We start from the raw sequence: 26477 nt of genomic DNA on the forward strand, positions 1-26477 counted from the left end.
ATAACTGCGGTAGTAAGTTTTCATGGCGCTGGATACCAAGCCGTTAAGCTTGATCTGTATAAATGGCCCGACCGCAAGTGATATGCGCTCGGGCCATTTATCCGTTATTTTTCAGCGGCGCAACGTGCTTGCGACAACGAGGTGGTATTGCCGCTTTGCACATGACGCAATAGGCAATTATCGCCTTGTTTAAGCAGTTGCACAGTGACTGGCATCTCAGTACTGCGCCCCATTATGAGCAAACCATTAGCATCCTTGTGCTGCGCACGTTCAATCACTTCTTGGCTCAACTGTGTGAAGGCATCGTCTGCGATTAATACATTACTTGCCCCTAACAAAGTTGCCAATGCTTGTTGTAACTCAGCATGGATTTGGCTGCTTGGGTTGGTCAGTGTTGCACGTTGCATTTGGGCTGGCGACTCGTTTGCCGTTGCACCACAGCCGCCCACCGCCAATATCGCCAGTATGCCAATTAATTGCTTTAGCATTATTGCTCCAAAGCCAATGGCGTGAGAATACGGTTATTTTTAAGCACATTTTGATTACGTGTGTCTTGCAGCATAAAGCCTGGGTCGACAAAGGGATCTTGTGCTGGTGCGCGTGCGACTGCAGTTGCTGTCGATGGGCAGCGGTTGTTGTCGCGATAAAATAAGGCTGCACTCAATAATCTTTCGTTGGTATCACCTAATGCGTGCCCAAGGTCGTCGGCTAGCTCGCAACCTGGTACTTCGCTGTCTACGGTTGGATTGGTTGATGGCATAAAACCGTCAGAATACTCGCCAAAGCCTTTATCATTTACCCCTTTAAACTGGATGGTAAAATATGTTGTGTCGCAGTTATTGGTGGGGTAAAAGCCGTATGGTTTTCCACAGGTGGTCTCGCCGAGTTGAATTACCTCAACATCAATACCGCGAAGGGCATTCATTAAGGCTTCACTGGCAGAACAGGTACCTGGCGTTGTTAGTACAAATACCCGCTTAAGATTTAACGAAGGCAGTGGGACTCCGCTGCTAAGCAATGAAGTATTAAATCCAATTGATTCAGGAATAAACGGCATCGGCGTTAAGGCTTCGCGGGTAACGGGATTAACGGTAGGGTATTTGTCATTAAAGCTGGTGCGTTCAAATACTCGGTTGGCTGTAGCATTATCGCCGGCAATCATGTAGCCCATTTGGCTGGCGAGGGCTAACAATCCGCCGCCGTTATAGCGAATATCCACGACTAAATCGTCAACTTGCGCGTTGCTGAGCAAAGTCATGGCATCGTATAAACCTTTTTCAGCGGTTGCGATGTGGGCGTTAAATTGTAAATAACCCACTTTGCCACTAGCCGTTTGAATGATTTTGGTGTTTTGTACTGGTGTTGATACCACAGTGCTAGCAGAGAGTGTCACGGTGCGGTCTGTTTGTGCATCTAAATCACGAAGCGTAAACACGGTTTGCTTGCCACTGGTGCTGGGGAATAAACCTGCATTTATGGTGTCGATACTGCCGCTGTCATTGGCATCTGCGACGCTTACGCCGTCAACAGTGACAATAATAGCGCCACGGCTAATGTCTGCATCACTCGCTGGCGAGTTGGGTTCGTTGTAAGCCACAGTGACTTGTCGTGAAATACCTGCTGAAGCGTTACGCAAATTTAGCGTCATGCCATAACCAACCGAGGCGCCGGATCCATTGAGTAATTCCCATTCTGCTGTCGACATGGAAAAGTGAAAGTTATCTTTGAGGTTACCAGTGTCAGACAATTCTTCTGTTTTAAGCAGTTCAAAATATTCTGCTACGTTATAGGGCGCCGGATCGCGATCAATAATTTCGTTGTACCACAGGTAGGTGTCATTACTCCATGAGCGGAGCCACAGCTTTTGGGTTAATGGCGCGCTGCACTGATTTGCTAAGGTCGAATCGTCAGCAAATTGGCCTGCAACCCACTGAGGTGAGGTAGACCCTGTATTGGTGCTGTCATCGCCGCCAGATGAACCGCCACAAGCGGTTAATAGCAGCAAGCTGGCGCTGATAATCAATGGGGCTAATATGTGTCTAGGGAGTAACTTCATCATAATCCTTTAATATACTCAGATGTCATGGTTAATTTGAGTCTTTTATTATTTACAACTTTATTACAATTGACTTGATTTGTAACTCGGTTTATTGAACAAAGATAAGATTTAACAACCATGCTATCTGCGGTGTAATGATACTTTTATACGAGGGCATCCGTTGCAATGTTCAGTTTATAGTTGCTGTTTAACTAAAGAGAGCATTACCATGATAGGCCAACATAGAATAAAAAAAGGCGAGTCAATGCGAGCTTCATTAATCAATATCTCGGCGCTATGCCGTCGGCAAGGTGGCGCGTCTGGGGTTAAACTACTGCTGATTATTTTAGCGACCATGTTGGTGACTGTGGGATTAACATTTTTTATTATCCGCACTTATATCTTCCCGTCGCCGTTAACCCCCGTCACCTTAACGGCCAAAGAAACTCAACAGCTAGACCATAAACTGGCACAATTGGGCTGGCAAGCTGAGCCTAGCACTCAAGTGAGTCAATCGTCAGATCCCAACAAGCGAAGCAATCGTGGCAATAATAACAGCGCAGAGTTAACCCCACAGGCCTATCGAGAATTTGACGCCGACCGTCAGGTGACCTTTAGTGAAAAAGAAGTTAATTCAATGATTGGCCGCAATCCTGATTTTGCGCAGCGTGTCGCGATTGATTTTTCCAATAATTTAGCCAGCGCCAAAATGCTGATCCCCATCCCAGAAGATTTCCCGATTATGGCAGGGGAGATTTTACGAGTGAATACAGGGCTAGATATTCATTTAGACGCTAATCGTCGCCCGGTGGTCGCTCTGGTTGGCGTGAGCTTAATGGGCGTACCTATCCCGAATGCCTGGCTTGGGAATATGAAAAACGTCAATTTGGTGGGTGAGTTTGGCGATCGCGGCTTTTGGAATGCGTTTGCCGATGGTGTGGATGATATTCAAATTCGTGACGGTGAGCTGTCGATCAAACTGCGAGAGTAAATTTTGTAAACCGAGGGTGTTTTGAAAAGTGGGCATTGATATCAAGCCCACTATTTACCATTTACTTATCACAAGATTGTTCTGGACTGATTTATTCTAAGAGCGACTCATGCTAAGAACGACTATTCTAGGTGCGACTCATTCTAAGATCGACCATTTCTAGGTACGAGTATTTCTAGGTGCGATAAAGTACCTTCACCACATGCCAACCAAATTTGGTTTTGACTAAGTGTGGGGTAATTAATTCACCGTTGAAACACACTTTGTCAAATGGTGGCACCATCTGACCTTTTTTGAACTCACCTAAGTTACCACCACTTTTAGCTGAAGGGCAGCTAGAATGCTTTTTGGCTAACACGTCAAACTTGGCGCCATTATTAAGCTGCTTGATGATGTCTTCAGCTTGAGTTTGGTGTTTAACTAATATATGTAATGCTGCTGCGGTTTTGGCCATGATGTCGGTCTTAGTGTCGCTGTAGTTAGCGCATTATTATACCTGCTTTGTCAGCTAAATTGGCAGTAGATCCTTACCCGAATAATATATTCAATCCCATAAGGTCAAAGATGGTGAGCATTGAGTGATGTTTACACCATTATGTTGCCGGGTGACCAAGTCAATCTCTCGCCAAAAAAATCAATTGTAAACACAGCACGAGAGTAAAGAGGATTACGCCAACAATAACGATTGCCAGCACGAATAATAAGCTTGAAAACTGAATACACGGTGAATCAAAATGCGCTAAACAGAATTGCGTAAATTGACTGAAAACTGCCAAAGTCTCATAGGTAAACATCAATAATAGTGTTGCAATAATGATCACTGGCAGGTAAAAACCATATTGAGGTTTAGTCCAGCGTTGCCGCTTAGCTTTGCTCACAAAAAACGCATTCAAGAGTGTGTTTGACATGGGTATTTAGGCAGTCCAATGACGCGCTTACTATGGCGCACTTTAGCGTAAGACAACCGTGTTGAGATTTGCATCGTTCATGCTTTTCTTAGGCTGAATACGCTTACAAGCTCAGTTAGCTATGGCATATTATCTCATTGGGACTGGCCATTTTCGTGCCGTTGTCAGTGATATTCATTACGCTAACCAGTCAATCCGCTAGGCATAACTTGCTATCGTTTGCGCAAGTTTAGTGATTAAACACTGTTTAAATGGATTACAGTATTGGCAAGTTTATAAAATACCGCGAGCAGATAATGAAAAGGAAATTTTAATGCTTAAGCGAATCATACCATTATGTATAGCGAGTGCGATGACTATGGCAACACCTGTTCATGCAGAAGAAGACAAATATATTTGGCTAGAAGATGTTGAAGGCGCAAAGCCAATGGAATGGGTTAAGCAGCAAAATGCCCTGTCTGCGGCCCACATTAAGGCGTACCCAGGTTTTGATAATCTGGTGGCAAACAGCCTAGAGATCTTAAACGATAAAGCGCGTATCCCTTATGCCAGCCGCATTGGCGATTATTTGTATAATTTTTGGAAAGATGAAACCCACCAGCGTGGCATTTATCGCCGTACCACGTTAGCTGAATTCGCCAAAGCGCAACCTAACTGGGAAACAGTGCTTGATATTGATGCCCTCGGTAAAGCCGAGGGGGTTAATTGGGTATTTAAGGGCATTGAATGCCAATATCCACAAAACGAGCGCTGCTTGGTGTCCTTGTCTCGCGGGGGTGCAGATGCTGCTGAAGTACGCGAATTTAATTTAACCACTAAATCTTTTGTCGACAGTACTCAGCAGCCGTTTGTGTTGGCTGAGGCGAAGTCAATGCTAAGCTGGATTGATAAAGATAGCGTGTTTGTTGGTACTGATTTTGGTGATGGGCAAAGCATGACCGATTCAGGCTACCCAAGTGTGGTTAAATTGTGGCAACGCGGTACGCCATTGTCTGCCGCTAAATTAGTGTTTAGAGGCGATAAAACATCCGTTGCGGTGTCGGGTTATGTGATGTTTGATGATAAAACACCACTGAATATTGTCACCGAAAGCTTAACTTTTTACACTGCGAAACATTATGTTTATCAAAATAAAAAGCTGGTCTCGCTGCCTATTCCTGAGGATGCAGATTTAAAAGGCTACTTTAAGGGGCAGCTGTATATTGAGTTAAAAAGTGATTTAGTCACTAAAAAAGGTACTTTTAAACAAGGTGCCATCGTCTACACCCCAGTCGATAAGCTGATTGCGCAAAAACCAGCGTTTAGTGAATTGGTATCGCCAACGAAGCACGCCTCTATTTCGCAAGTGTCATTTAGCCAGAATGCTATTTTTGTCACTTGGTTAGATGATGTAAAAAGCCAACTTGTACGCTACATGCAAAATGATAAAGGTGATTGGCAAAGCAAGCCGGTACCCTTTGAAGCCAATGGCACCTTAAGTGTGTTTGATGTTGAACGTGATAGTGATGACTTTTTTGTTAACTACACCAGTTTTTTAGAGCCTGCCAGTTTATATCGCTTAAATGGCGCAAGCTTAAAAACAGATAAAATTAAAGCGATGCCACAGCAATTTGGCGCCGATAAGTTTGTCACCCAGCAGTATTTTGTCGAATCAAAAGACGGCACTAAAGTGCCTTATTTTGTGGTGATGGCTAAAGACATCAAACTCGATAACAGCAACCCTACGTTACTTTACGGTTATGGCGGTTTTGAAGTGTCTCGCTTGCCGGCCTATTCGGCCACTATTGGCAAAAACTGGTTAGAGCAGGGCGGTGTATACGTGCTTGCCAATATTCGTGGTGGTGGCGAATACGGCCCCGCTTGGCATCAAGCGGCGTTAAAACAACATCGTCATAAAGCGTATGAAGATTTTGAAGCCATTGCAGAAGACTTAATTGCCCGTAAAATCACCTCAAGCAAACATCTTGGCATTCAAGGTGGCAGTAATGGTGGCTTGCTAGTGGGCGCTGCATTTACTCGTCGCCCTGAGCTATATAACGCCGTAGTGTGTCAAGTGCCGTTATTGGATATGAAACGCTACAATAAGTTATTAGCAGGTGCCAGCTGGATGGGTGAATACGGTAATCCTGATATTGCACAAGAGTGGGCGTATATTAAAACCTACTCGCCGTATCATAATTTAACACCAGGGGTTACATACCCTAAAGTGTTTTTTACTACCTCAACACGTGATGATCGGGTTCATCCTGCACACGCGCGTAAAATGGTGGCTAAAATGGCAGATATGGGCATTGATGTGTTGTATTTTGAGAACATCGAAGGCGGCCATGCTGGCGCGGCAGATAACACTCAAGCTGCCGAGTTAAGCTCAATGGTTTACGCTTACTTAATGCAGCAGCTGCGTTAAAAAACTTGGTTAGTGATTAATAAAGAAAGGGTTTCAGTGCTGCTGAAGCCCTTTTTTATATTTTAGAATTCAACGTTGATTTTTACGCTAATTCTCACAGTGATGTTCACATTAGTGCATCGATGTTTAACCTACCCAATAATGAAAAAATTGCCGCAGTGAAGTACTGCGGCAAAATAGCCTGAAGCAAATGAGCGCGAGTGATCTTTTCGCGCCATTAGCTAGGGGGGTAGGCTCAATGACGATTAATTAGTGGCGCTAATTAACTCAATATCATTACTTGCCAGTGTGCCATTGATTTTAATGGCGACCTGGTAAAGCAGCGTCGCATTATCCGATGCTTTGCTTTGTAAGTCGAGGTCATGGACATTAAACGTATATGTACCGGTTGTGTCGGTGGCTTCCAATGTTCCAGTGCACTCATCGCTAGTTGAACTGTCGCATTGATAGCTTTGGGTGACATGCCAACGTTTCCAAGCCTTGGGTTTGGTTGACGCTGAGGCTGGGTCGGGAAAGCCAAAATACACAATATCGTAATCGGCTACGTTAGTGAGTGCTTCGCCGTCACTATTGGCAACGGTGAATGATAGTGCGCCAGTGGTGGCATCAAATGTGTCGAGTTTAACCACTACGCTGCTGGCATCATCGATACTAACGCCATCAATTACTGGCGGCACAACAACTGGCGGTACAACAACTGGAGGTACAACAACTACTGGTGGATCAATAACAGCCACGTCGTCATCGTTATCACTATTACAGCCAAACATTAGCAATGAACTGGCTAATATGGCGCTGAGATATTTAACTTTCATCATGCGCTCCTTAATTGTAATGGCCGGTATGACAAGTGGTGCATTCCATATCACTTTTCACGCTGGCGGCAGAACCCATGGTTTCGGTCACGCCATGACAAGACTGACACGCTTGCGCTTCTACAGACGGTTTAGCTTCTGGTAATACTGAAATATCTTCGCCGCCATAAGCGCGGTTTAGCAGATCAACAATATGATAAGCCATGCTGGCAGAAAGGCGTTTGCAGCGCTCACCTTTGAGTGCAAACACTTTACCTGATGCTGCAGACCAATTACTAATAGATGAATGGCATAGTGGGCTATTAGCGATTGAGGTTGCACCGACTTCTAATGATTTCTCTTCCGTAGAACCAATACCGGCAACGAACTCAGCAGAGGATAAAGGTAAATCTGTCGTTTCATAGTAGCGGAATGAAGCACCAATAATGGCACTGTTTTGGCCATTAATGTCATCTAGGAAATTGATTAACATACCCGATGCATTCAAGTTGCCACAAAGTGTTCCTTGACCCACAACCCCTGCCCAACCATAACCGGCTAATGCGGTTGGTATGGTGGCAAATTTGCTGGCATCAGCACTACTAGATGCTGCAAGCATAGTGATAATGGCATGGAAAACTTGGTGCATACAGCCGCCGCCAGTTTCATAGGCTAATTTAGCGGTTGCCATTGCATCTAAAGGTACATATTTGAGTTTTTCACCTAACTCTAAGCGGTAGTTACCGGCTTCATCGGTGGCGGCAAATGCCGATGTACCTAATAGTGTTGCCCCAGCAGCTGCGGTGCTTAATCCAATAATTTTTGTTAATGCTTGGCGTCTATTTATGCTCATTGTGGTTACCCTCTATATCATTGTTGTTATATTCAAGCGCTAATATTTGTTATGGCTTAGGCTTGTTTTGACATTCGTTGCTGGCCTGAATATCGACAGCAACGCGATGACCTAACAATAATCAATAGGGTTATTAATGGTGTGATTTATGCCCGATAAAACTGTTTTTAAAAAACCATTAAATTTAGCTAATAAACACTGACTATGACGGTCAAAAATAAATACCAAAAGCGCTTTTTTTGTGACAGTAGTCTTATTATTTATAAGATTTATGCATATTTATCTGTGTATTTATTGAAATTAACATCATGAAATTATGTGATTAACGTCTCAATTACATCATTGTTAGTCATTACACCTTACAAAATGTAAGGAATAATAGTGTGAAGATATCGGGATCACAGATTTCATAAGATTTTCTGCATACACTTTATCAATTATTAACAGTATTGAGGCAGTTGATATGCAATTGGGCCATTGCAGGTTTGATATCGACAAAGGTGCTCTGATCAATCAGGAAAGTGGCGTGGTGTGGCATCTTCCCCGAGCAGAGCTACATGTGCTGACATTATTGGTCGAGTATCAAGGCAAAGTCGTTGCTAAACCCTTATTAGAATCTGGCTATGGTGATAAATCGCATTTAAGCAGTGCTTCGGTGGCGCGAGCCGTATTTACATTGCGGTCTTTTTTTGGGCCACAGCAGGAATCTCTTATTGAAACGGTTAAAGGTCAGGGCTACTTACTGCGGCATCATCGTCCTCGTAAGCAAACCGCAAGTGTATTACCGTCGATTATTCGCCGTCATTCTGGATTACTAATCGTAACGGCAACAATACTAATCGTTTGTAGCATTGCTGCAGTGAAACTGATGCAGCCTATTGTTACACCAACCCCGCCTTTGAGTGTCAATACCGTTAAACTCTTATCTGGAAGTACCGTTGATGTGATGCTCTATGCCCCATCAAGAACCAACAATGAGCAGTTGATTGAACTTGGGCAACAAATACAGCAAAGCTTTGCCGATTGTGACGTGAGCAGTTGGGAAAGAGTTTATTTATCATTGTCTCACGACAAGCAAGTATTGAACATTACCTTGCGGGGAGATCTCTTAGGGCAGTCTCTTATTCGTAATTTAAAAATCAGTGATTTAAGGCAGCCTAAACAGTTTGTTAATCGTGATTGGCTCAAGCAGGTGAATATTTGTGACACGATTAACGCACAGCCAGCCCAAACAAGTCAGCATTTGGAGTAATAATAGTATGACTAGAAGTAGATTGTGGGCTATTAATATTATGATCTTAGTGTTATTGCTGGCCAGTATGGGAATTATTTATAGGCTTACTACACGTGTGCCAAGTTTTATGCTCAGTTGCAGTTCAGAATTATTTCATCGTAAGAGCGCGGCACAAGACCAACGTCATTATTTATTAGTCGATTTAGTCTCCAATGAAGGCCAAGCTCAGATTAATTATCGTTATTTTGACTACGAGGGTAATTTGGCGGGTACATTATCAATGAAAGGAACTGTGGATAGAATTGATACCGAAAATCAAATCTACGATATTTCAGTGACCACCAAAAAAGAATTCCTGGCGAGTCACAACTCAAAAGTGCCACAGCATTTAGCGTACTTGTCTTATGTCAGTAGTTTAAATTTAAATAAAAAAGGGCTGCATTCGTTATCGCTTCAAGTTATTGAGCGAGACGAAGCAAAAGATTATGCGGTGGTCCTGTTTCAACCTAGCAATACCGTGTGTGGTTGTCGCTTAGTGCATTAATCAAACCCAATAAAAAGGTCGATGCAAATGCATCGACCTTCTAGTGTCTAGGGCTTGTTGACCTTTCGTGTTCAAAGGGCTAAACGGTTTAGCGCTTTGAATAAAAATGCGGCGCCTAGCATTGTACGCTAATACCTTGCACAAACTCTTCGCTTACAAATAAGGACGACCGTTTAGCCGAACCCTTAGGGCTGCGTTTGTGGCTTCTTTGTACTGCGTTATCGCTTATTAATGTATAACAACATGTCATAAGCTCTGCCTTGGATAAAACTGCCACAAAATGCTGCAGCATTCACCTTCAAAGATCTACCGGCCCTAGTGACTACCCGTTATATTTTTATTGAGTTGAGCGAGACTTGTTTGGTCTGAGTGACTTCACCCACGGGCAAAATAGTACGGCCGTATTCGGCATTCAGTAACTGCGCCATAGCAAAATAAATGGCACTTGCTCCGCAGAAAATACCTTCAAATCCAGCGATAGTGCCAAGCAGGGCATTATCGGTAAAGTCGTGTGCAGCCAGTAAGAAAAACAACACCGTCAATGAACCAAATATCACTTGTTTTGCTCGTGGATAACGTAAAGACCCGACAAACATAAAGGCGGTAAATATGCCCCATAAGGTTAAATACCAGCCCATAAAATGAGCGGGACTGGCGGCAACACCCATGTTTGGCATTAATATTAGCCCAACTAAAGTCAACCAAAACAAACCGTAGGAAGTAAATGCTGTTGTGCCAAAGGTATCGCCGCGCATAAAGCACATGATGCCCACAATCACTTGGCCAATGCCACCGTAAAAAATCCCCATTGCAAGGATCATCGAATCAATTGGAAAGTAACCCGCATTGTGAATATTCAGCAAAATGGTGGTCATGCCAAAGCCCATTAATCCCAGTGGCGCTGGGTTGGCCAGTTTTGTAGACATTAAGTTCCCCTAGTGTAAAGGTCACTGAATCCTGTCGATTCAGTGAGCGTTAATCTGTATCTTTATAGCGTAAGGCGCGCATTCTAGAGAAAGGGGGCCGGGGTCGCAATATGCCTGAAGAGGTAGCAGCATTGTAAAATGTAATAATTAATTATCATTAAAAACAAATACTTAAGCTCATTGTGAGTAATTGACATATTTGAATGAAAATTAATATTGTAGGAAGTTATTTGAATTCAATTAGATAGACAGACATCTTACAATGAGGGTGATGGTATTCACCGTTTGAGTGGTAAGCGTGACCCCCATAATGTATCGCCTAAATAATCGCCAATTCGCCGCAGCAATAATGGGTTAAAGCCGCAGATATTTGTGATCATGCTTGGGTTAATGAGCTAAACTTGCTTAAGGCTACAAAACGTTAATAAAGTTTCTTTTAATGCTAAAAAGTGTGTCGTGACAGAGGTTGTTGTCAGTTAATGTCAGTTAATGTTAATTGATGCCAGCGCCGTTTTCGGTGTCTATCGGCTTATGATTCACTCAATATCACCTTATTTCGGGCGCTAATTTTGGACTGAAGCAATCCGGCATCCGCAAGATCGATTGCTTACTCTATCGGTATGTCTTGGTCGCTGAGTTCAACTACCCCAAAATTGGTGATAATGTTAATTTGCTGTCCGCAATTGTCATTGGCATGAGTCGGACAATGACCGAGTATATTGAGGGCTCTTTAAGGTATTGTTGGGCGAATTCAAATTATCTAATTTGTTTCCTAGGTCATAGATTAGCTTTCTAATGATAGTTAATCTGTGGTTAGCTCTTAACTAAAACCACATTAAATAGGTCAAAATCATTTTGGTTTATTTATCATCGGAGGTTATATGCAACATAAGTTTATCACTACGGTATTAGGCACTTTACAGCCCAATCTTCTGCAATCACTTGCTCAAGTCAGCCGTGAAATAGGCGCAAGTTGGGAAACCAGTAAAGTCATCAAACTCGACGGGCAATTTGTTGCAATGATGCGGGTTATGATAGATGTCGATAAGGAAGCTTCCTTAAAACAAGCATTAGAGCAGCAGTTTTCGCAATTGACTTTTGTCTATGCTGAGTTTGAACATCAATCTATACATTTATCTACAGAGTGTAAACTCACTTTAGATTGCAATGATCGTTCAGGTTTAACCCATGATATCAATGAAATTTTATCAGACCTTGATGTGAGTGTTGATCACCAAGAATGTTATCGTGTGCAAGTAAGCAGTTTAGGTAAAACGGTATATAGCGCGAAGATGACGTTAAGATTACCGGAGAACGTGACCAAAGCGCTGTTAGTATCTCAACTTGAAACCTTAAGCGATAATATTCGTATCGATGTTACTAAGTAAACTCTGCTTAAGACAAGAAACGATTATCAGACAGCCATTTGTTATGCTATCTGAGTTGCATTGACTTGCAATAGGTTAACTATTGACCCCGCGGTTAACACGTGAAAACGGCTTGTTAGCTAAACAAATGGCAAGTTTGATATGAAATAGATGAACTATGCTAATTTTTACCTATTTACCCCATGCTTAACCCGAGTTGAGGTTAAGTTGAGGTAGGGCAACCATTACGACTGTGTTTGTAAGCTGTCGACGGCAATAGTCGCCTTAGCCAATCGTGACAAATAGGTGGTTAATTAATTTACACTTATTGGTATTACACCATAGTAAGTTGCTTAATCGCCTGCTCGGTTAGCGATTCGGTATAAGGGTTAATTTTGCAATGCTCAACACTCCAACCTTTGACAAAACGCTGAAAATCAGCCCAAGCCACGCAATATAAAGGCCGCCATTGCTGTTGTACATCAAGCGGATTTATTTGAGGGTGAAACGCTATGAGTCCTTGCGTTAAAGCGGCAAAGTAATGATTAAGATGGTCATTAATTAAGGCTTCTGGCTCTCGATAGTTCAGCACACTGCTTAACAGCATGATCACGTCTTTCATGCCACAGCCCTGACCAATATATTGAAAGTCTACCGCAGCGGCGCGATCATCTGGGCTAAAGCAAAAATTAGCTAATTTTGCATCACCGTGTACCAAGGTTTGGTACTTAGATTGCCTCAGCGCTTGGTCGATAAGGTGAGCCGCTGACTTAAGCGGGCTGTCGGGTAGGGCGGCTAATTCATCCGGTCGGGTGCCTAGATGCCAGTAAGTGCCTATAGGCCAAAGCCCATTAGGCTCGACATGCATGTATTTAGCATGAAAATGTCCCAACCAGGTTAAACACTCGCGCACAGTCGCGGGTGTGGCAGTTTTTCTTACTTGGGTAAAACCGATGTTATATAAATCTTGTAATATTAATAGGGTTTCATCGGCTTGTTGGTCGACATGTATGCAACGGGGCAACGGGCACATTGAGTGCTCTGCATGGGCATTAGCATAGTGTTGATACCAATTAACTTCTACTTGATACGACCGCAATTTACGTTGATGCGACAGCGGCGTGTTCCAACCTTTAGGATGTGATTCTGGTTGAGGGAAACAGATATATTTTACAATCACAGACGGGTATGGCTTGCCAGTGACATAGGCTCGAAATAGCTGACCATACCCTCCCCAAAGCGGCTGTATTTTCTCGATATGATCTAGCGAAGTTGCACCTAGGGCATGGGTAATTCGCGTTAGTATATTAGGTGGAATACTCAAGGTGTTCTCGTGTTAGTGATGTTATCGATATGATTTTTTAATCGCGACCTTAGTCTTGTAATAATAGTAACAAATTTTGTTGGTTCAATTAAATATTCGCTAACATGCTAGCCAAGACTGGTTGAGGATATAGTCAATTTGATATTATTTTACTAAAAAATCATGATATTAAAGGTAGTGAAGAGACTATTTTATTCTTTTCAACAACAAGGCTGCCAATGGCAACTTTGTTGTTAAGTCATATTTATGAGTGGCTTACACCGTTGGGCGGTGTAAATCAAAGCGTAACTGGTCTGAAATACCATAATAGGCAGATGGACCGCCAGCACGTAATACCGGTTCAGCTAATGCCGTTTGATAAATCCCTTCGGCGCTGAGTAAGTGCTTTTCAATATGCACCGCCACGACTTCACCTAACACTAGCCAGCTATCAATTTTGTCACCATTTGCTGCCGTTAGCTGGATGCATTGCGACAGTTTGCATTCGAAGCTAACAGGGCTTTGTGCAATACGATCAGCCTTAACTATGTTGCCTGCTATTGGGGTTAATCCTGCAAATTCAAATTCATCGGTGCCATGAGGTAATGCCGCAGAGGTTTGATTCATTTGCTCGGCTAAACTGCGGGTGGTTAAGTTCCACACAAACTCGCCGGTTTCAACAATATTGGCGACGCTGTCTTTCCAGCCGGTACTGGCAAAACCGATAATGGGCGGATCGTAATTAAAGCAGTTAAAGAAACTATAAGGCGCGAGGTTTCGCTGGCCTTGGGCATTACGAGAGGCAATCCAACCAATTGGGCGCGGGCCTATAATGGCATTTAGTGGGTTATGTGGTAGACCATGGCCTTTGCTTGGTTCATAAAAATAGCGATTATCAGCACTCATATCTTCCCTTCTTTATATTGGTAAACTTAAATGACGTTATTAGGCATGACGATGTCATCAATATTTTGAAATCAATACGGTAAAATTAATATCATATCATCAATATCATGGCATTCATTATAGGGACAGATATGGCCATCGTTATGGCATTCATTATAGGGACTGATATGGCCATCGTTATGGCATTCATTATAGGAACCGATATGGCCATCGTTATGGCATTCATTATAGGGACTGATATGACCATCGTTATGGCATTCATTATAGGAACCGATATGGCCATCGTTATGGCATTTATTATAGGGACTGATATGACCATAGTTATGGCTTCATTATAAGGACAGTTATGCCATTAATGCAGTCCACAGCAATCGTAAACCGACTATTATCATTAAACTGAGAATGATTTTCTTAAACTGTTTGTCGTTAAATTTATCTTGAATACGCAGCCCCAGTTTTACCCCAATCCAAGCGATAGGCGCCAACGATACAGATATCAATAAATTGCTACCATTGATTTGTCCCAGCATGCTGTAGGGAATTAACTTGACCATATTTACCACTGCAAAAAAGACTACCGCAGTGCCCAAGTATTCTGTTTTGGCTAAACGCAGTGGAATTAAATAGGCATTTAATGGTGGCCCGCCGGCATGGGCTACAAAGCTAGTAAAGCCTGCAATAGTGCCGCAAACTTGGCCAATGAACGAGGACAGTTTACCTTGTGACCATTCACCTAAAGTGAGGCCATAAATACCAAACCCTAACGAAATCTCTCCTAATATACCGCGTAAATATTGCTCGTTAAGTTGATCAAATAACAGATAAGCCACCACGATACCGACAATGGCAGCAGGCAATAAAATCCACAGTTGCGCGGTATTGTGTTTTCCCCACCAAGAACGCACACTTAAAAAATCCATGTAAACTAATAACGGTAACATCACCGCTGCCGCGGTTGCTGGGCTAATCGCTAATGCCAACAACGGGACGGTTAATCCGCCTGCACCGCCAGCAAAACCTGATTTTGATATACCAGTGATTAACACTGCCGGAATAGCCACTAACCAAAATAACGGATCTGTTAACACCGATGCTCCCGCGCCAATCATTGCTATTGGCTATTGATATTAGATAATTGGAATTGGCTATTTGATATTGTTAGTCAGAGATAATATCACTGCCTTTTAGTATAGAGTCAGTTAATTAACACAATATATAACCTCAACTCCAGATAAGAGATATAACTCTACGGCACATAAACTATCAATGAAGGGATAACGAAACGATGATCCAATTGAGCGAGTGGCAGCAGCAGGGACAATACCTTCTCATTAACGGTCAGCAAATTTTTACCCGTCAAGCGGGGGATTGTAAGGCGCCTGCATTATTGCTCATTCATGGTTTTCCTAGCGCCAGTTGGGATTGGGAAGGCATGTGGTATGAATTAACCCAGCACTATTATGTGATCACTCTGGATATGTTGGGTTTTGGCTTATCAGATAAACCCAAAAATTCGGCATATTTAATAAGCGACCAAGCCGATATTTATCAGGCATGCTTATACAAGCTAGGTGTCAGTGAATATCATATTTTAGCTCATGATTACGGTGACACTGTCGCGCAAGAGTTGTTAGCGAGGCAAATTGACGGCTGTAGTCCATTGACCATCGAGAGTGTGTGCTTTTTAAATGGTGGTTTGTTTCCTGAAACCCATAAACCGCTATTCATTCAGAAGTTGTTGTTGTCGCCGTTAGGGGTTTTGGTGTCTAAACTGATCAACAAACAAAAGTTTGCCAATAATCTACAACACATATTTGGGCCGTCGACACCACCTTCGCCAGAAGCGATCGACACTCTATGGCAATTATTAACCCACAATGACGGTTTGTCGGTGATGCATAAATTGATTCACTACATTACTCAGCGACAACAATACCGTGAGCGTTGGGTGGGTGCCATTATCAACAGTAAGATACCGATAAAGCTGATCGCCGGAGCGCTCGATCCGATCTCGGGTCAGCATATGATCGATCATTATCGAGATTTGATCCCCAATGCCAATGTCACTGAAATGCTAACCTTAGGCCACTACCCGCACATCGAAGATGCACAAGCCATTACCACGGCCTATTTACAATTTAGACATAGCATTGAGTGAGGCTCAAAATATTGAAAAAAGACAGCATAAAGATGAATAAAGCTGTCATGTTTAATTGATATTATTAGCCGATATTCTTTAGATTTATTGAGTAAATCACAATGCGTGTAATTGCCATCATAAGTGTAGTTATTAGCTGCATATTTTTCAGTGTGAGTAGCTTTTTTTTATTGGCTCAGCCAATTGAAGCCGCAATAGCACAGCCCGAGAAACCCTATGTTTTGCTGATTTCTATTGATGGCTATCGATACGATTACAACCGTCTGCATAAACCCAAACATCTGAGCGAATTTGCTCGCCATGCAGCGCAAGTGACTCGCTTTAAGCCATCGTTTCCCACGGTAACGTTTCCTAACCACATTACCTTAGTCACAGGTTTGTATCCCGCCCATCACGGCATAGTGTCAAACCGTTTTTATAACCATACTCTGCAGCAGCCCTATGGGTTGAATATTAAACAAGCTTTGACCGATGGCCGCTTTTACCATGGGGTTCCATTATGGTCATTAGCGGGTCAACAAGGGTTAAAAAGTGCCAGCTATTTTTGGCCAGGTTCAGAAGCCAAAATTGCGGGTCACCGTCCAGATTATTGGCTGCCTTACAAAGATGATGCGGCAAATAATCAACGAGTACAGCAGGTGTTACAGTGGTTTAATTTGGCCGAAGATCAGCGTCCACAATTTGTGACCTTGTATTTTTCAGACGTTGATACTGCCGGGCATCTCTATGGTCCAACATCAGATAACACCTACCAAGCAGTGCAGAACGTTGACCAAGCCATAGGGCAATTACTGACTGGAATAAAAGCCTTACCCTTTAAAGTGAATGTAATTATCACCTCCGACCATGGCATGACTAAGGTTGACGGATTTGAACGTGTATATACCGACAAACTGTTTGCTGGCAATGAAACGTTAAAAGATAAATTTAGCTTTAACAACGATGCCGCATTTTCGTTAGTGACTGCGACAGGGCAAAACAAACAGCAAGACTTAGCCGCGTTAGAAGCATTAACCCAAAAGGTACCCGGTTTACAGTTTTATCGTCAGCAAGATATACCGGCCAATTTACACTTTAGCGCGAATCCCTCTATTGAAGATGCGGTACTGATCAGTAATCAACACTACATTACTAGTAGCGATGCACGGGCAGGGCGCATTGGTAAGCACGGCTACGATGCCAATGTGATTACCGACATGAATACTGTGTTATACCCGTGATCATTGAAAATGCTTGATTTTGTCCCAAATGGGATCATCATAGCCCCATGAAACAAATTACACTCTCGCCAGAACAAAAAGTAGCATTGGAAACTCGACATAAAAGCTCGAGTGATAGGCGTGAGTGTGATCGCATTAAAGCCATTTTACTACGCGATGAAAATTGGCCAACGCCAATGATTGCCCAAGCGTTACGTATTCACGAAACGACCGTAGTTCGATACATTGATGCCTATGCTCACGACCAAAAACTCACGTGTAATAGTGGCGGCTCCTTAAGTTATCTGAGTCAAGAGCAAACTGAACTATTGATTGCACACCTGTGTGAGGTGACCTACTTGCATAGCCATCAAATAGTCGCTTATATCTCAGAACAATTTCAGATTAAGTACACAGTGTCAGGCCTCAATAAATGGCTGCATAAACATCAGTTCAGCTATAAAAACCCTAAAGGGGTTCCTCACAAATTTGATGAAGACAAACAAACGGCTTTCATTGAATATTATGAGCAACTAAAATCCTCGTTAACCCCTGATGAACCGTTATTATTTATGGATGCGGTTCATCCGACCCAAGCCACAAAAATCACCGCTGGCTGGATAAAAAAAGGCGTTGATAAACCGATAGAAACGACGGGAAGCCGAACCCGTATTAACGTGGTTGGTGCAATCCGACTTGGTCACTTAACAGAAGCGGTCATTGAGCAATATAGCAAAACGGTTAACGGTGCATCCATCATCGATTTTTTAAACCAAATTAGAGCGCGTTACTCAACAAGTGGTGTTATCCATTTGGTGCTTGATGGCGCTGGATACCATCGAAATGCCTTAGTGGTTAAAGAGGCTGAACATCTGAATATAACATTGCATTACCTGCCACCTTATAGTCCAAATTTAAACCCAATAGAACGATTGTGGAAGGTAATGAATAAGCATGCGAGGAATGGGCAATACTTCGCAACGACAAAAGAATTCCGACGAAAAATCACTGACTTTTTTAGCATCACCCTCCCCGATATTGCCGATACACTCGGTGATACAATTAATGATAACTTTCAGAAATTAAAAACTGCAGTTTGAATTCACTTGAGTATATATGCTCAAGGACCCGCGTTTAATCAAGTCACCATAGCCAATGCTGAAAACATCCATTTATATCCTCTTATCGCCCATATTTTAGGCTTAACCATAACAGAACCCATAGATGGCCAGTTAACCGTGTTAGCGCCTTTATTAGGCAAATGATTACAGATAACACTCGTCGACGTGTGCCATGATTCATGCTTGTTTATCTCAATCAACATGGGATAAAAAAAGCTAAATAGACATTACGTCCAGTTGCAATATAAGATGATATTGTACAAATGAGTGGTGTTTTGGTGTTACGTTAAGCTTAGTTATTGCAATAACGTCAGCAGATATAACTGTACTACTCGCGTTTTTTTTATGGGCCTAATAGGGCCTGTTGATCTTTCAAGGTTGTTTTTGCAGCGAATTGTTGCTCATTACTTAAACATGAGCTATGAAGCAGAGGCTGTGTGGTGTAGTTATTCTACATAAAAAGCCAATAACGCAGTAGAAATGACCAACAAAAGCTGCCCGAAGGGTTCGGCTAAAAACGTTTTACTCTTTGTTGAGCGAATTTTGCTTAGATTGCTAGGCAGCAATCCACTCGCCTCGATTAAAACGTTTTTATCTCGAACAAAATTTAACCAGCAAAGATCAACAGGCCCTAGCTTTCAATGCAATATTTCTATTGGTGTAAAGCGTGACTATCTTCTGATGTCATCTGAGTTATTAAACCTGCCAACACCTGCTATAGTTTGAGTAGCGATTACCCAGCACCGAATACAGTATGTTCAAGATGAATTTAAAATGAAATCATGGGGTCGTGTTAATTATCCCATTAACATAAAGGTAGTGCCAACCATGACAACAGCAATAGATTATTACTTTACTAGCCTCTCTCCTTATACTTATTTAGGCCACAACACCTTTATCTCGTTGGCAAATAAGTACCACTTAGGGATAAACTATAAGCCCATTAAACTGTCAAAATTATTTGCGGTATTAGGTGTGCTGCCTGTAAAACAGCGCCCACAAGCTCGACAAGACTATCGCTTAATAGAGCTAGCTCGCTGGGCAAAAAAGCGCCAATTACCGCTTAGTCTACATCCGGTTTTTTTCCCTGCAGACCCTAGTTTGGCAGATAAGTGCACGATTGTATTACAGCAAGCTGGGCAAGAGGTCAGCGAGTTTGTCGGCAATGTGCTGGCAGCATGTTGGGCTGCAGATCAAAACATTGCTGATGAGGCAGTTATTAGACAAATATTAACCTCGGTTAATATCGATGCAGACAGTGTTTTACAGCAAGCGCTATTAGCCGATATCGATGCAATATACGAAGCCAACACCTTAGACGCTATCGAGAAAGGTTTGTTGGGTGTGCCAGCTTATGTGTATGAAAAAGAGCAATTTTGGGGACAAGATAGATTAGATTTACTTGATGATAAGCTGAGTGAGTAATGTTATTTAGATGACAGCCTAAAGCAAGATTGCAGTGACTATTTACTGCAGCCTGCATCGATCCCAATAGTTACAGAATGAGCATTGGTTATTTAACAACTTGTTTTAAAAGATAAGTTTAGCTGTATGCTCGACGTTAATGTGCAGTTCTTGCAACAAATAACCTTGCATATAAATAGGCATAATAAGGCGTTAACAATAAATAATATTTATTGTTAACGCCTTATTATCGTCAAATACTTTGCTAAGTGTTTAACCACAACAAATTTACTTTAATTTTGTGATACCAATTAACACGCAAATGATACCCCCCACCATTCCTGCCCAAGCTTCAATAGGCGCATCACCACTTAACGCTCGGCTAAATTGAGAGCCCGCTGAATCATAAATATTGTAGCCCCACATAGCTAAAAAAATACCCGCAATAACAAGCACGATCCCAATAATTTTATTATTCATTCTTACTCCTGACTTTTAAGAGGTCACAGTTGATGAGGTTACAGATAATGGACCTGAAACTAATGGCACTTACGAAATCAATAACGTTTCGTTATTGGGGATCCCCGATAAATTTTCTGTCAATTTCCAGAGAAATGATAGCTTCCATCGAGTCCATTTTAGCTAAAATTGGACTGACAAAAGCTAAACCACTATTACCTATATAAATTACGTTTGTAAATTTTTTATTGTTGTTCATATGCGTTAAATTTATTTCTAATTTGTTCTATTCGCTCCCGATTAACACCAAAGTCAGAGTGTCCGATACGTGAAGCTGATCTGACATGTATGGATATTTTATCGGATATTGTAGATGGGAAATAAAACTCAACATCGTCAACAAACTGCAATACCTGAGAGGTAAACTCAACTCGAATATAATTTTCCTCAACCACGACGATATTTGTTCGCTCCGAGGCCTTTAATATGTGTAAAAGGCGCACTTTCGCTTGTTGCTGCGTTCCGATGAAATCGATCGGTGCTATAAAATGTTCTTCATCTGCTGCTTGTTGACTATTGACACAGTTTGGCGAGTCAGGGCATGGCATTAATTGGCCATCATTTAAGCCCAATGTAGGTACAGTGCCAGAGCAACCCATTAACAGCATCATGCTGAGTGTAATAATTGAAATCTGTTTGTACATTGTTGTCATCCTCTAGTGTTGTCGTATTGTCTTTATGAGTTACGCTGTGTGCGAGGCATAAATCGTTTGTTAGGCTTGGTCGATACCTAGTCAATACTATTTAGTATTATTTAAAGATAGAAATTTGCTTTTTAAGGGGAGGTTAGTAATAGCTCACTCATTATTGGCCACCAAATTCGAGGTGATATTATTACCTCATAAGTGAGATTAGGCAATAAACAGTTATTTTTTAAGTATATGTTCATCAATATCGCTATTGTTGCTTAGGGTGCTTCTCCAGGCTTCGGCACATCATTCTTACTCACTTTCTGCTCTGCTGATACTGCTTTGGCCCACTCATGCTCACAAGCACCGGCTTTAATACCTTCCTGGTTGGTACTTTGCGACGGAGTAAATGAGAGCCTAGTCAGTAGAGGGAAATGATCCGAACCAATCGAAGGTAAGCGTTGAATGTTTTGCAAAGTAAAATGCCGACTGTGAAACAAATGATCCAAAGGCCAACGCAAGAGCGAGTAATCCACGTGAAAAGTGTTAAATGCTCCACGCCCCACGCGCGGATCAAGCAGGCCACTAATTTTACGAAAAAGACGAGTTGTGGCAGACCAAGCCACATCGTTAAGATCACCGGTTACAATCACAGGTTGGTCACTCTCGGCTACACTTCGAGCCACTATCACCAATTCAGCATCTCGCTCCGCCGATTCAGCGTTTTCTGTTGGGCTTGGGGGCGCTGGATGGAGAAAGTGCACGCGAATGTGATCTCCCGTACGTAACGTTAATGTTGCATGTATCGATGGAACATCCTTCTCAACCAAATAGCAGATTTCTTGCTCGCCTAACGGCAAGCGTGAAAACACATGCATACCATAAAGGTTATCCAGAGGACATTTGATGCTGTAGGGCATGTCAGTTTCTAATATCTTAAGTTTGTTTTCCCACCATTGGTCGGATTCCAGTGTGACTAGTACATCAGGCTTATGCTTGTTAACCAGCTGGATCAACGCTTCTGCATTGCGATTTGGTGTGAGTACATTCGATGTGATAATGCTGAGTTGATTGTCGGCATTGAATTCAGTGGAGGTTTTGACCTCCTTGGGAAATAAAAAAGTATAAGGCAATATCCAGCACAACTGCCAGATTAAACACAGCATAGTGACCAAAATCAGTGCCTGTGTATTGATCATTTGAGTGTCGAGAAAAACAACATCAGCGATCAACAGCACCGTTGCCAATATCGTCAACTGCAATCGAGGGAAATCCATGCCCCTGATAATCCAATGCGGATGTCGCGACAAAGGCAACAAAGTAGCTAGTAGGATCAATAGCGTACAAAATGTCAGTATCGTTAACATAGAGAGCCTAGTTTTGTATGGATAATTTTAAGATAACACGACTCGCCAGATCCTCGTGGTTGATATTTTCGCCCAACGCTGGCGCGCGGTGCAGCCTTTGCTCGTTAGTGTTTGTCCAACGTCGGCATAAGTAACCTCAATTCTGGATAATAAAGCTTATCAAACAACCCTATATTTTGCTATCTGCCTTGTTAGCAAAACACATGGCTAATTTGATATTACAGAGTTGAAGTAAACCCGTTTTTAACGATTTATCCCATCTATTATCCAGCGTCGAGGTGAGTAACAAAAGCTCCTTAATCACCCATTCTGGTTCATCAAACTGTACCTAGTGTTCGCAGTTTTGCGCCAATACAGTTTTCTGTGTGGGAAAACGTGCGTCCAACCTTGCCATAGTTCGCCCCATATTTTGGATCTTTATTCGCGAAAAAACAGATACGCAGGCTTATTAGTGATTTTCTATGGAAGCAATCACAGATAGTGGTATATCGTTAATTTACGGATAATCAGGTAAGGGTTGTTTACTCCAAAAATTAACAAACTGACTCGACATGCTATTTTCCTTATCGGCAAGTTTGATCTGTGTTATCTCATGATGACCTTGCTTCAGGTCTATTACGCGTAGCATATCAACATCATGCTCTGACGATGGCTCAAGTTCGTTTACGTTATTAAATGTGGTTTCCGTATAAACAGCAAAGGATAAAGCCATACAAGCTATTAAAAGGTATTCAAAATGAATCCTTAACGCACTAACTTTTATTGAATGGATCGAATAATAAATTAGGCCGCATAAGTAATTGATTTATTTCATATTTTATTGCTATGCCTTTGATGTGAATCTTCTAATCTTTTCTGTTTTACAGCAACAAAACGAGCCAGCACGATTAAAGTATTGAACAAACCTTGAATTAATGTGCATTTCATTTGAAATCAATAGTCTAAATGTCTATATAAAAAAGTGCATGGGTTGATATTTTTGGTAGTCAAATGTGGCGGAGGGATAGCTTGCTTGTAATAAAGAGGAACCCGTGGGTTTAAATGCTACAGACACAAAAAAGCCCTATCATTTCTGATAAGGCTTTTTCATTGAATGTGGCGGAGGGATAGCTTGCTTGTAATAAATAGGAACCCTGGGTTTAAAGTCCTATCTTTCGCCCAATAAAAAGGCCCGCTATAAATAGCAGGCCTTTTTATTTAAATGTGGCGGAGGGATAGGGATTTGAACCCTAGAACGGGATAAACCGTTGCCGGTTTTCAAGACCGGTGCATTCGACCACTCTGCCATCCCTCCGAACAGGGTGGATAATAAGGGTATTGGCGAAAATGTAAAGCCTTGAGGTGTTTAATGGCACAACAAATGTGCAAAATGACACAAATAAGCTCACGGTTGCGCAATATTTATCCTGTATTACCCTGGTGACACTTTTATTATTAGTTAGCCTCTCGACGGGGTGAGTTACCAAAGTCGAGAGGCTAATGACTTTTTCGTGATTAGTTAACCAAACCACGGCGCTTTAATAAGGCGTCGGTAGTGGGTTTTTTACCGGTAAAGTCGATGTAGTCTTGCATCAGATCTTGGCTGTTACCTTTTGACAACACTGTGTCACGGTACTTTTGGCCATTCTCTAGGGTTAATCCACCATTTGACATCATGTAAGAGAATGAGTCAGCAGCAAACACTTCAGTCCATAGGTACGCATAGTAACCTGCTGAATAGCCGCCAGCGAAGCTGTGGCTAAAGTAGGTTGTTTTGTAGCGAGGTGGTACAGGCGTGTAATCTAAACCGTGTTTAGCCAGTGCTTGTTGTTCAAAGGCCGTAACGTCGGTGATTTCAGTTCCAGCAGCAATAGAGTGCCATTCCATATCAAGTAGCGCAGCGGCTAGGTATTCAACCGTATTAAAGCCTTGGTTAAAGGTGTGTGACTTTAATACTTTTGCGAGTAACTCTGCTGGGATTGGTTCGCCCGTTTGGTAGTGCTTAGCGTAATTGGCAAGCACTTGTGGGTCGACGCTCCAGTCTTCATTAGCTTGTGATGGAAACTCAACAAAGTCACGCGCGGTTGCGGTGCCCGCTAGGCTAGGGTAGTTAACTTGTGAGAACAATCCATGGATAGCATGGCCAAATTCGTGGAACATGGTGTTAACTTCGTCGAATGTCATCAGTGTTGGCTGACCTTCGGCTGGCTTAGGAATATTCAGCGCGTTATAGACCACAGGCTTAGTGTTTTGCAAGAATGACTGGGTGACAAGTTCGTCCATCCAGGCGCCGCCACGTTTACCTTGGCGAGCGTATGGGTCTAGATAGAATAAGCCAATTGAGCTACCGTCTTTGTTAAAGACTTCATAAGCTGACACGTCTTTGTGCCATACCGGTAAGTCATTGCGTGGTTTAATCGTGATGCCGTACAGTTTGTTCATGGCGAAGAACAAGCCATCGTTTAGTACGGTATTCATTTCAAAATACGGCTTAACTTGGTTGTCGTCTAAGTCATATTTGGCTTTACGTACTTTTTCTGCGTAGTACGCCCAGTCCCATGGCTGAAGTTTGAAATCTTTGCCATCTTTAACGATTTCGGCTTGGATGTCAGCGGCTTCGACTTTGGCCTTAATCAGTGCTTTTGGTGCTAGGTCGTCAAGTATTCCATAAACCGCTTCTGGGTTTTTGGCCATTTGGTCGCCTAAGGAGTATGCCGCCCAAGTTGGGTAACCTAATAGTGTGGCTTTTTGTGCCCGCAGTTGAGCTATTTTGATGTTTAACGGCGCGTTAGTGTCCATGGCGCGATAGGCTGAGGTTTCCCACAGTTGTTTGCGAACATCACGGTTTTTAAGGCTAGACAGTAGCGGCTGAGTGGTGGTGTTCACTAGCGTGATCATGTAACCCGTTTTGCCAGCATCTTTTGCTGCAGCAGCTAATGATGCGATGTCGCTGTCTGACAAACCATCAAGTTGAGCTTTGTCTTCGATGACGATAACGTCAGCTGTAAATGATTTTAAAACGTTTTGTGAAAAACTGGTTTCAAGTTTGGCTAACTCACCGTTTAGCTCACGCATTTTCGTTTTGTCTGCGACAGATAATTCAGCACCTGCGCGCACAAAACGGTCGTAATACACTTCAACCAAGCGTAAATCTTCGCCTGTTAATGCGGCTTTGTTTTTATATATGACTTGGACGCGAGCAAACAGTTTTTCATCAAGGTAGATGTTGTCTTGGTGTGCGGTTAACTTAGGCACAATCTGTTCTTCAACGCTGATGAAGTTGTCGTCTGAAATAAGTCCTGAAAGATTGAAAAAAACACGTTGAGTTCGGTCTAGTGTGGCTCCGGTTTTTTCTAACGCGACAATGGTGTTGTCAAACGTGGCTGGTTCGCTGTTATTGGTGATAGTTGCGATTTCAGTTTTGTGCTCTAGCATTCCTTGCTTAAATGCAGGCAAGTAGTCGCTGGCTGTAAACTTGTCGAACTGCGGCGCCATGTATTGTAAAGGGCTGGGTGTTAACAGTACGTTGTTGGCAGTTGCAGGAGCTTTAGTCATTGTTTTTGTTGCCTCTGCGGCGGTTTTGTCTGCCATGGCAGTATCTACTGATGGCTCTGAACAGGCGCTGAGCATCAGTGCAGCACTCACTGCAGTGGTAATAAGTGTTTTGCGCATTGAAATATCCTTGGGTCTTTGCCCTTTTAGGTGTTTTTATGCCTATTCGAAATGTAGCTGTGGCGAACAATAGTGACAATAAAAACGTAATGAAATAACTACAATACAATAACAAGACTGCGTCTTGCAGCATAGGTTAAAGGGATAAACTATGAATA

26 protein-coding genes and 1 tRNA gene are annotated in these 26477 nt (G+C 42.5%); 11 read left to right on the plus strand and 16 right to left on the minus strand.

Features of this window, described 5'->3' with window-relative positions:
• Positions 1-104: 104 nt before the first annotated feature.
• On the minus strand, positions 105-488 hold the full coding sequence (locus tag EGC80_RS06990) for a hypothetical protein (protein ID WP_124012622.1): 384 nt from the start codon (positions 486-488) through the stop codon (positions 105-107).
• A complete protein-coding gene (locus EGC80_RS06995; RefSeq protein WP_124012694.1) occupies positions 488-2056 on the minus strand; it encodes a S41 family peptidase in 1569 nt (522 codons plus the stop codon). Before EGC80_RS06995 ends, EGC80_RS06990 begins: the two co-directional genes overlap by 1 nt.
• A gap of 247 nt (positions 2057-2303) precedes the next feature.
• Here EGC80_RS06995 and EGC80_RS07000 point away from each other — a divergent pair, with 247 nt between their 5' ends.
• Positions 2304-3029 (plus strand): arginine N-succinyltransferase, encoded by a 726-nt coding sequence (locus EGC80_RS07000; RefSeq protein WP_124012621.1) that lies wholly within the window; start codon positions 2304-2306, stop codon positions 3027-3029.
• A 175-nt stretch (positions 3030-3204) separates the two neighbouring features.
• On the opposite strand, the gene EGC80_RS07005 is transcribed toward EGC80_RS07000, so the two are convergent.
• On the minus strand, positions 3205-3483 hold the full coding sequence (locus EGC80_RS07005; protein WP_011639051.1) for a peptidylprolyl isomerase: 279 nt from the start codon (positions 3481-3483) through the stop codon (positions 3205-3207).
• 160 nt (positions 3484-3643) lie between these two features.
• Positions 3644-3907: a hypothetical protein gene (locus tag EGC80_RS07010; RefSeq protein WP_124012620.1), complete on the minus strand. Its 264-nt coding sequence runs from the start codon at positions 3905-3907 to the stop codon at positions 3644-3646.
• Between the two features lie 343 nt (positions 3908-4250).
• Here EGC80_RS07010 and EGC80_RS07015 point away from each other — a divergent pair, with 343 nt between their 5' ends.
• Positions 4251-6344: a prolyl oligopeptidase family serine peptidase gene (locus tag EGC80_RS07015; RefSeq protein WP_124012619.1), complete on the plus strand. Its 2094-nt coding sequence runs from the start codon at positions 4251-4253 to the stop codon at positions 6342-6344.
• 245 nt (positions 6345-6589) lie between these two features.
• Here the strand turns inward: EGC80_RS07015 and EGC80_RS07020 are convergent, their stop codons facing one another.
• Both EGC80_RS07020 and EGC80_RS07025 read right to left on the minus strand, forming a co-directional pair.
• Positions 6590-7162: a hypothetical protein gene (locus EGC80_RS07020; protein ID WP_233768612.1), complete on the minus strand. Its 573-nt coding sequence runs from the start codon at positions 7160-7162 to the stop codon at positions 6590-6592.
• Positions 7163-7169: 7 nt separating this feature from the next.
• Entirely contained in the window at positions 7170-7991 is an 822-nt protein-coding gene (locus EGC80_RS07025) for a cytochrome c3 family protein (RefSeq protein WP_124012617.1), read from the minus strand.
• A 463-nt stretch (positions 7992-8454) separates the two neighbouring features.
• On the opposite strand from EGC80_RS07025, the gene EGC80_RS07030 reads away from it, so the two are divergent.
• Positions 8455-9243, plus strand: coding sequence for a winged helix-turn-helix domain-containing protein (locus tag EGC80_RS07030; protein ID WP_124012615.1), 789 nt, complete (start codon positions 8455-8457; stop codon positions 9241-9243).
• A 7-nt stretch (positions 9244-9250) separates the two neighbouring features.
• Complete coding sequence (locus tag EGC80_RS07035; RefSeq protein WP_101033919.1) at positions 9251-9769, plus strand: hypothetical protein; 519 nt, start codon at positions 9251-9253, stop codon at positions 9767-9769.
• Between the two features lie 329 nt (positions 9770-10098).
• Here the strand turns inward: EGC80_RS07035 and EGC80_RS07040 are convergent, their stop codons facing one another.
• The gene (locus EGC80_RS07040; protein WP_124012613.1) at positions 10099-10695 is read right to left on the minus strand and encodes an acetate uptake transporter; all 597 of its coding nucleotides are present in this window, start codon (positions 10693-10695) and stop codon (positions 10099-10101) included.
• A gap of 881 nt (positions 10696-11576) precedes the next feature.
• Between EGC80_RS07040 and EGC80_RS07045 the strand changes: the two genes are divergently transcribed.
• Positions 11577-12083, plus strand: coding sequence for a glycine cleavage system protein R (locus tag EGC80_RS07045; protein ID WP_101033921.1), 507 nt, complete (start codon positions 11577-11579; stop codon positions 12081-12083).
• Positions 12084-12396: 313 nt separating this feature from the next.
• Here EGC80_RS07045 and EGC80_RS07050 read toward each other — a convergent pair whose 3' ends face one another.
• Together EGC80_RS07050 and EGC80_RS07055 are read right to left on the minus strand one after the other, a co-directional pair.
• Positions 12397-13386 carry a phosphotransferase gene (locus EGC80_RS07050; protein ID WP_101033922.1) on the minus strand — a complete coding sequence of 330 codons (990 nt, stop codon included), beginning with the start codon at positions 13384-13386 and terminating at the stop codon, positions 12397-12399.
• A 255-nt stretch (positions 13387-13641) separates the two neighbouring features.
• On the minus strand, positions 13642-14271 hold the full coding sequence (locus EGC80_RS07055) for a flavin reductase family protein (protein ID WP_101033923.1): 630 nt from the start codon (positions 14269-14271) through the stop codon (positions 13642-13644).
• Between the two features lie 131 nt (positions 14272-14402).
• On the opposite strand from EGC80_RS07055, the gene EGC80_RS07060 reads away from it, so the two are divergent.
• Complete coding sequence (locus tag EGC80_RS07060; RefSeq protein ID WP_124012611.1) at positions 14403-14609, plus strand: hypothetical protein; 207 nt, start codon at positions 14403-14405, stop codon at positions 14607-14609.
• 6 nt (positions 14610-14615) lie between these two features.
• On the opposite strand, the gene EGC80_RS07065 is transcribed toward EGC80_RS07060, so the two are convergent.
• A complete protein-coding gene (locus tag EGC80_RS07065; protein ID WP_124012609.1) occupies positions 14616-15359 on the minus strand; it encodes a sulfite exporter TauE/SafE family protein in 744 nt (247 codons plus the stop codon).
• Positions 15360-15556: 197 nt separating this feature from the next.
• On the opposite strand from EGC80_RS07065, the gene EGC80_RS07070 reads away from it, so the two are divergent.
• From EGC80_RS07070 to EGC80_RS07090, 5 genes are all read left to right on the plus strand, one after another.
• Positions 15557-16429, plus strand: coding sequence for an alpha/beta fold hydrolase (locus tag EGC80_RS07070; protein ID WP_124012607.1), 873 nt, complete (start codon positions 15557-15559; stop codon positions 16427-16429).
• Between the two features lie 170 nt (positions 16430-16599).
• On the plus strand, positions 16600-17649 hold the full coding sequence (locus tag EGC80_RS07075; RefSeq protein WP_164839433.1) for an alkaline phosphatase family protein: 1050 nt from the start codon (positions 16600-16602) through the stop codon (positions 17647-17649).
• 47 nt (positions 17650-17696) lie between these two features.
• Entirely contained in the window at positions 17697-18728 is a 1032-nt protein-coding gene (locus EGC80_RS07080) for an IS630 family transposase (protein WP_124012034.1), read from the plus strand.
• A 6-nt stretch (positions 18729-18734) separates the two neighbouring features.
• On the plus strand, positions 18735-18893 hold the full coding sequence (locus EGC80_RS22400) for a hypothetical protein (protein ID WP_164839434.1): 159 nt from the start codon (positions 18735-18737) through the stop codon (positions 18891-18893).
• 684 nt (positions 18894-19577) lie between these two features.
• Entirely contained in the window at positions 19578-20174 is a 597-nt protein-coding gene (locus EGC80_RS07090) for a 2-hydroxychromene-2-carboxylate isomerase (protein WP_124012604.1), read from the plus strand.
• 267 nt (positions 20175-20441) lie between these two features.
• Here EGC80_RS07090 and EGC80_RS07095 read toward each other — a convergent pair whose 3' ends face one another.
• The 6 genes from EGC80_RS07095 to EGC80_RS07120 all read right to left on the minus strand — a co-directional run bounded on the left by EGC80_RS07095 (position 20442) and on the right by EGC80_RS07120 (position 26319).
• Complete coding sequence (locus EGC80_RS07095; RefSeq protein WP_124012603.1) at positions 20442-20633, minus strand: DUF3185 family protein; 192 nt, start codon at positions 20631-20633, stop codon at positions 20442-20444.
• Positions 20634-20857: 224 nt separating this feature from the next.
• Positions 20858-21316 carry a DUF1499 domain-containing protein gene (locus EGC80_RS07100; RefSeq protein ID WP_101033927.1) on the minus strand — a complete coding sequence of 153 codons (459 nt, stop codon included), beginning with the start codon at positions 21314-21316 and terminating at the stop codon, positions 20858-20860.
• 263 nt (positions 21317-21579) lie between these two features.
• Positions 21580-22578 (minus strand): endonuclease/exonuclease/phosphatase family protein, encoded by a 999-nt coding sequence (locus EGC80_RS07105; RefSeq protein ID WP_308199799.1) that lies wholly within the window; start codon positions 22576-22578, stop codon positions 21580-21582.
• A gap of 586 nt (positions 22579-23164) precedes the next feature.
• Positions 23165-23380: a hypothetical protein gene (locus EGC80_RS07110; protein ID WP_124012600.1), complete on the minus strand. Its 216-nt coding sequence runs from the start codon at positions 23378-23380 to the stop codon at positions 23165-23167.
• Between the two features lie 492 nt (positions 23381-23872).
• Positions 23873-23962, minus strand: a tRNA-Ser gene (locus tag EGC80_RS07115).
• Positions 23963-24162: 200 nt separating this feature from the next.
• Positions 24163-26319 carry a M3 family metallopeptidase gene (locus EGC80_RS07120; RefSeq protein ID WP_124012599.1) on the minus strand — a complete coding sequence of 719 codons (2157 nt, stop codon included), beginning with the start codon at positions 26317-26319 and terminating at the stop codon, positions 24163-24165.
• Positions 26320-26477 lie beyond the last annotated feature (158 nt).

The sequence above is a fragment of the Shewanella psychromarinicola genome, assembly GCF_003855155.1.
GTDB lineage: Bacteria > Pseudomonadota > Gammaproteobacteria > Enterobacterales > Shewanellaceae > Shewanella > Shewanella psychromarinicola.

Excerpts from the sequence above, each read along its gene's own strand:
- EGC80_RS07080 (WP_124012034.1), top strand. The coding sequence starts at position 17,697 with ATGAAACAAATTACACTCTCGCCAGAACAAAAAGTAGCATTGGAAACT.
- EGC80_RS07060 (WP_124012611.1), top strand. The coding sequence starts at position 14,403 with ATGGCCATCGTTATGGCATTCATTATAGGGACTGATATGGCCATCGTT.
- EGC80_RS07090 (WP_124012604.1), top strand. The coding sequence starts at position 19,578 with ATGACAACAGCAATAGATTATTACTTTACTAGCCTCTCTCCTTATACT.
- EGC80_RS07070 (WP_124012607.1), top strand. The coding sequence starts at position 15,557 with ATGATCCAATTGAGCGAGTGGCAGCAGCAGGGACAATACCTTCTCATT.
- EGC80_RS07035 (WP_101033919.1), top strand. The coding sequence starts at position 9,251 with ATGACTAGAAGTAGATTGTGGGCTATTAATATTATGATCTTAGTGTTA.
- EGC80_RS07055 (WP_101033923.1), bottom strand. The coding sequence starts at position 14,271 with ATGAGTGCTGATAATCGCTATTTTTATGAACCAAGCAAAGGCCATGGT.
- EGC80_RS07100 (WP_101033927.1), bottom strand. The coding sequence starts at position 21,316 with ATGTACAAACAGATTTCAATTATTACACTCAGCATGATGCTGTTAATG.
- EGC80_RS07020 (WP_233768612.1), bottom strand. The coding sequence starts at position 7,162 with ATGATGAAAGTTAAATATCTCAGCGCCATATTAGCCAGTTCATTGCTA.
- EGC80_RS07015 (WP_124012619.1), top strand. The coding sequence starts at position 4,251 with ATGCTTAAGCGAATCATACCATTATGTATAGCGAGTGCGATGACTATG.
- EGC80_RS07120 (WP_124012599.1), bottom strand. The coding sequence starts at position 26,319 with ATGCGCAAAACACTTATTACCACTGCAGTGAGTGCTGCACTGATGCTC.
- EGC80_RS07045 (WP_101033921.1), top strand. The coding sequence starts at position 11,577 with ATGCAACATAAGTTTATCACTACGGTATTAGGCACTTTACAGCCCAAT.
- EGC80_RS07095 (WP_124012603.1), bottom strand. The coding sequence starts at position 20,633 with ATGAATAATAAAATTATTGGGATCGTGCTTGTTATTGCGGGTATTTTT.
- EGC80_RS07030 (WP_124012615.1), top strand. The coding sequence starts at position 8,455 with ATGCAATTGGGCCATTGCAGGTTTGATATCGACAAAGGTGCTCTGATC.
- EGC80_RS07040 (WP_124012613.1), bottom strand. The coding sequence starts at position 10,695 with ATGTCTACAAAACTGGCCAACCCAGCGCCACTGGGATTAATGGGCTTT.
- EGC80_RS07005 (WP_011639051.1), bottom strand. The coding sequence starts at position 3,483 with ATGGCCAAAACCGCAGCAGCATTACATATATTAGTTAAACACCAAACT.
- EGC80_RS07110 (WP_124012600.1), bottom strand. The coding sequence starts at position 23,380 with ATGGCTTTATCCTTTGCTGTTTATACGGAAACCACATTTAATAACGTA.
- EGC80_RS07025 (WP_124012617.1), bottom strand. The coding sequence starts at position 7,991 with ATGAGCATAAATAGACGCCAAGCATTAACAAAAATTATTGGATTAAGC.
- EGC80_RS07105 (WP_308199799.1), bottom strand. The coding sequence starts at position 22,578 with ATGGATTTCCCTCGATTGCAGTTGACGATATTGGCAACGGTGCTGTTG.
- EGC80_RS06995 (WP_124012694.1), bottom strand. The coding sequence starts at position 2,056 with ATGAAGTTACTCCCTAGACACATATTAGCCCCATTGATTATCAGCGCC.
- EGC80_RS07000 (WP_124012621.1), top strand. The coding sequence starts at position 2,304 with ATGCGAGCTTCATTAATCAATATCTCGGCGCTATGCCGTCGGCAAGGT.
- EGC80_RS06990 (WP_124012622.1), bottom strand. The coding sequence starts at position 488 with ATGCTAAAGCAATTAATTGGCATACTGGCGATATTGGCGGTGGGCGGC.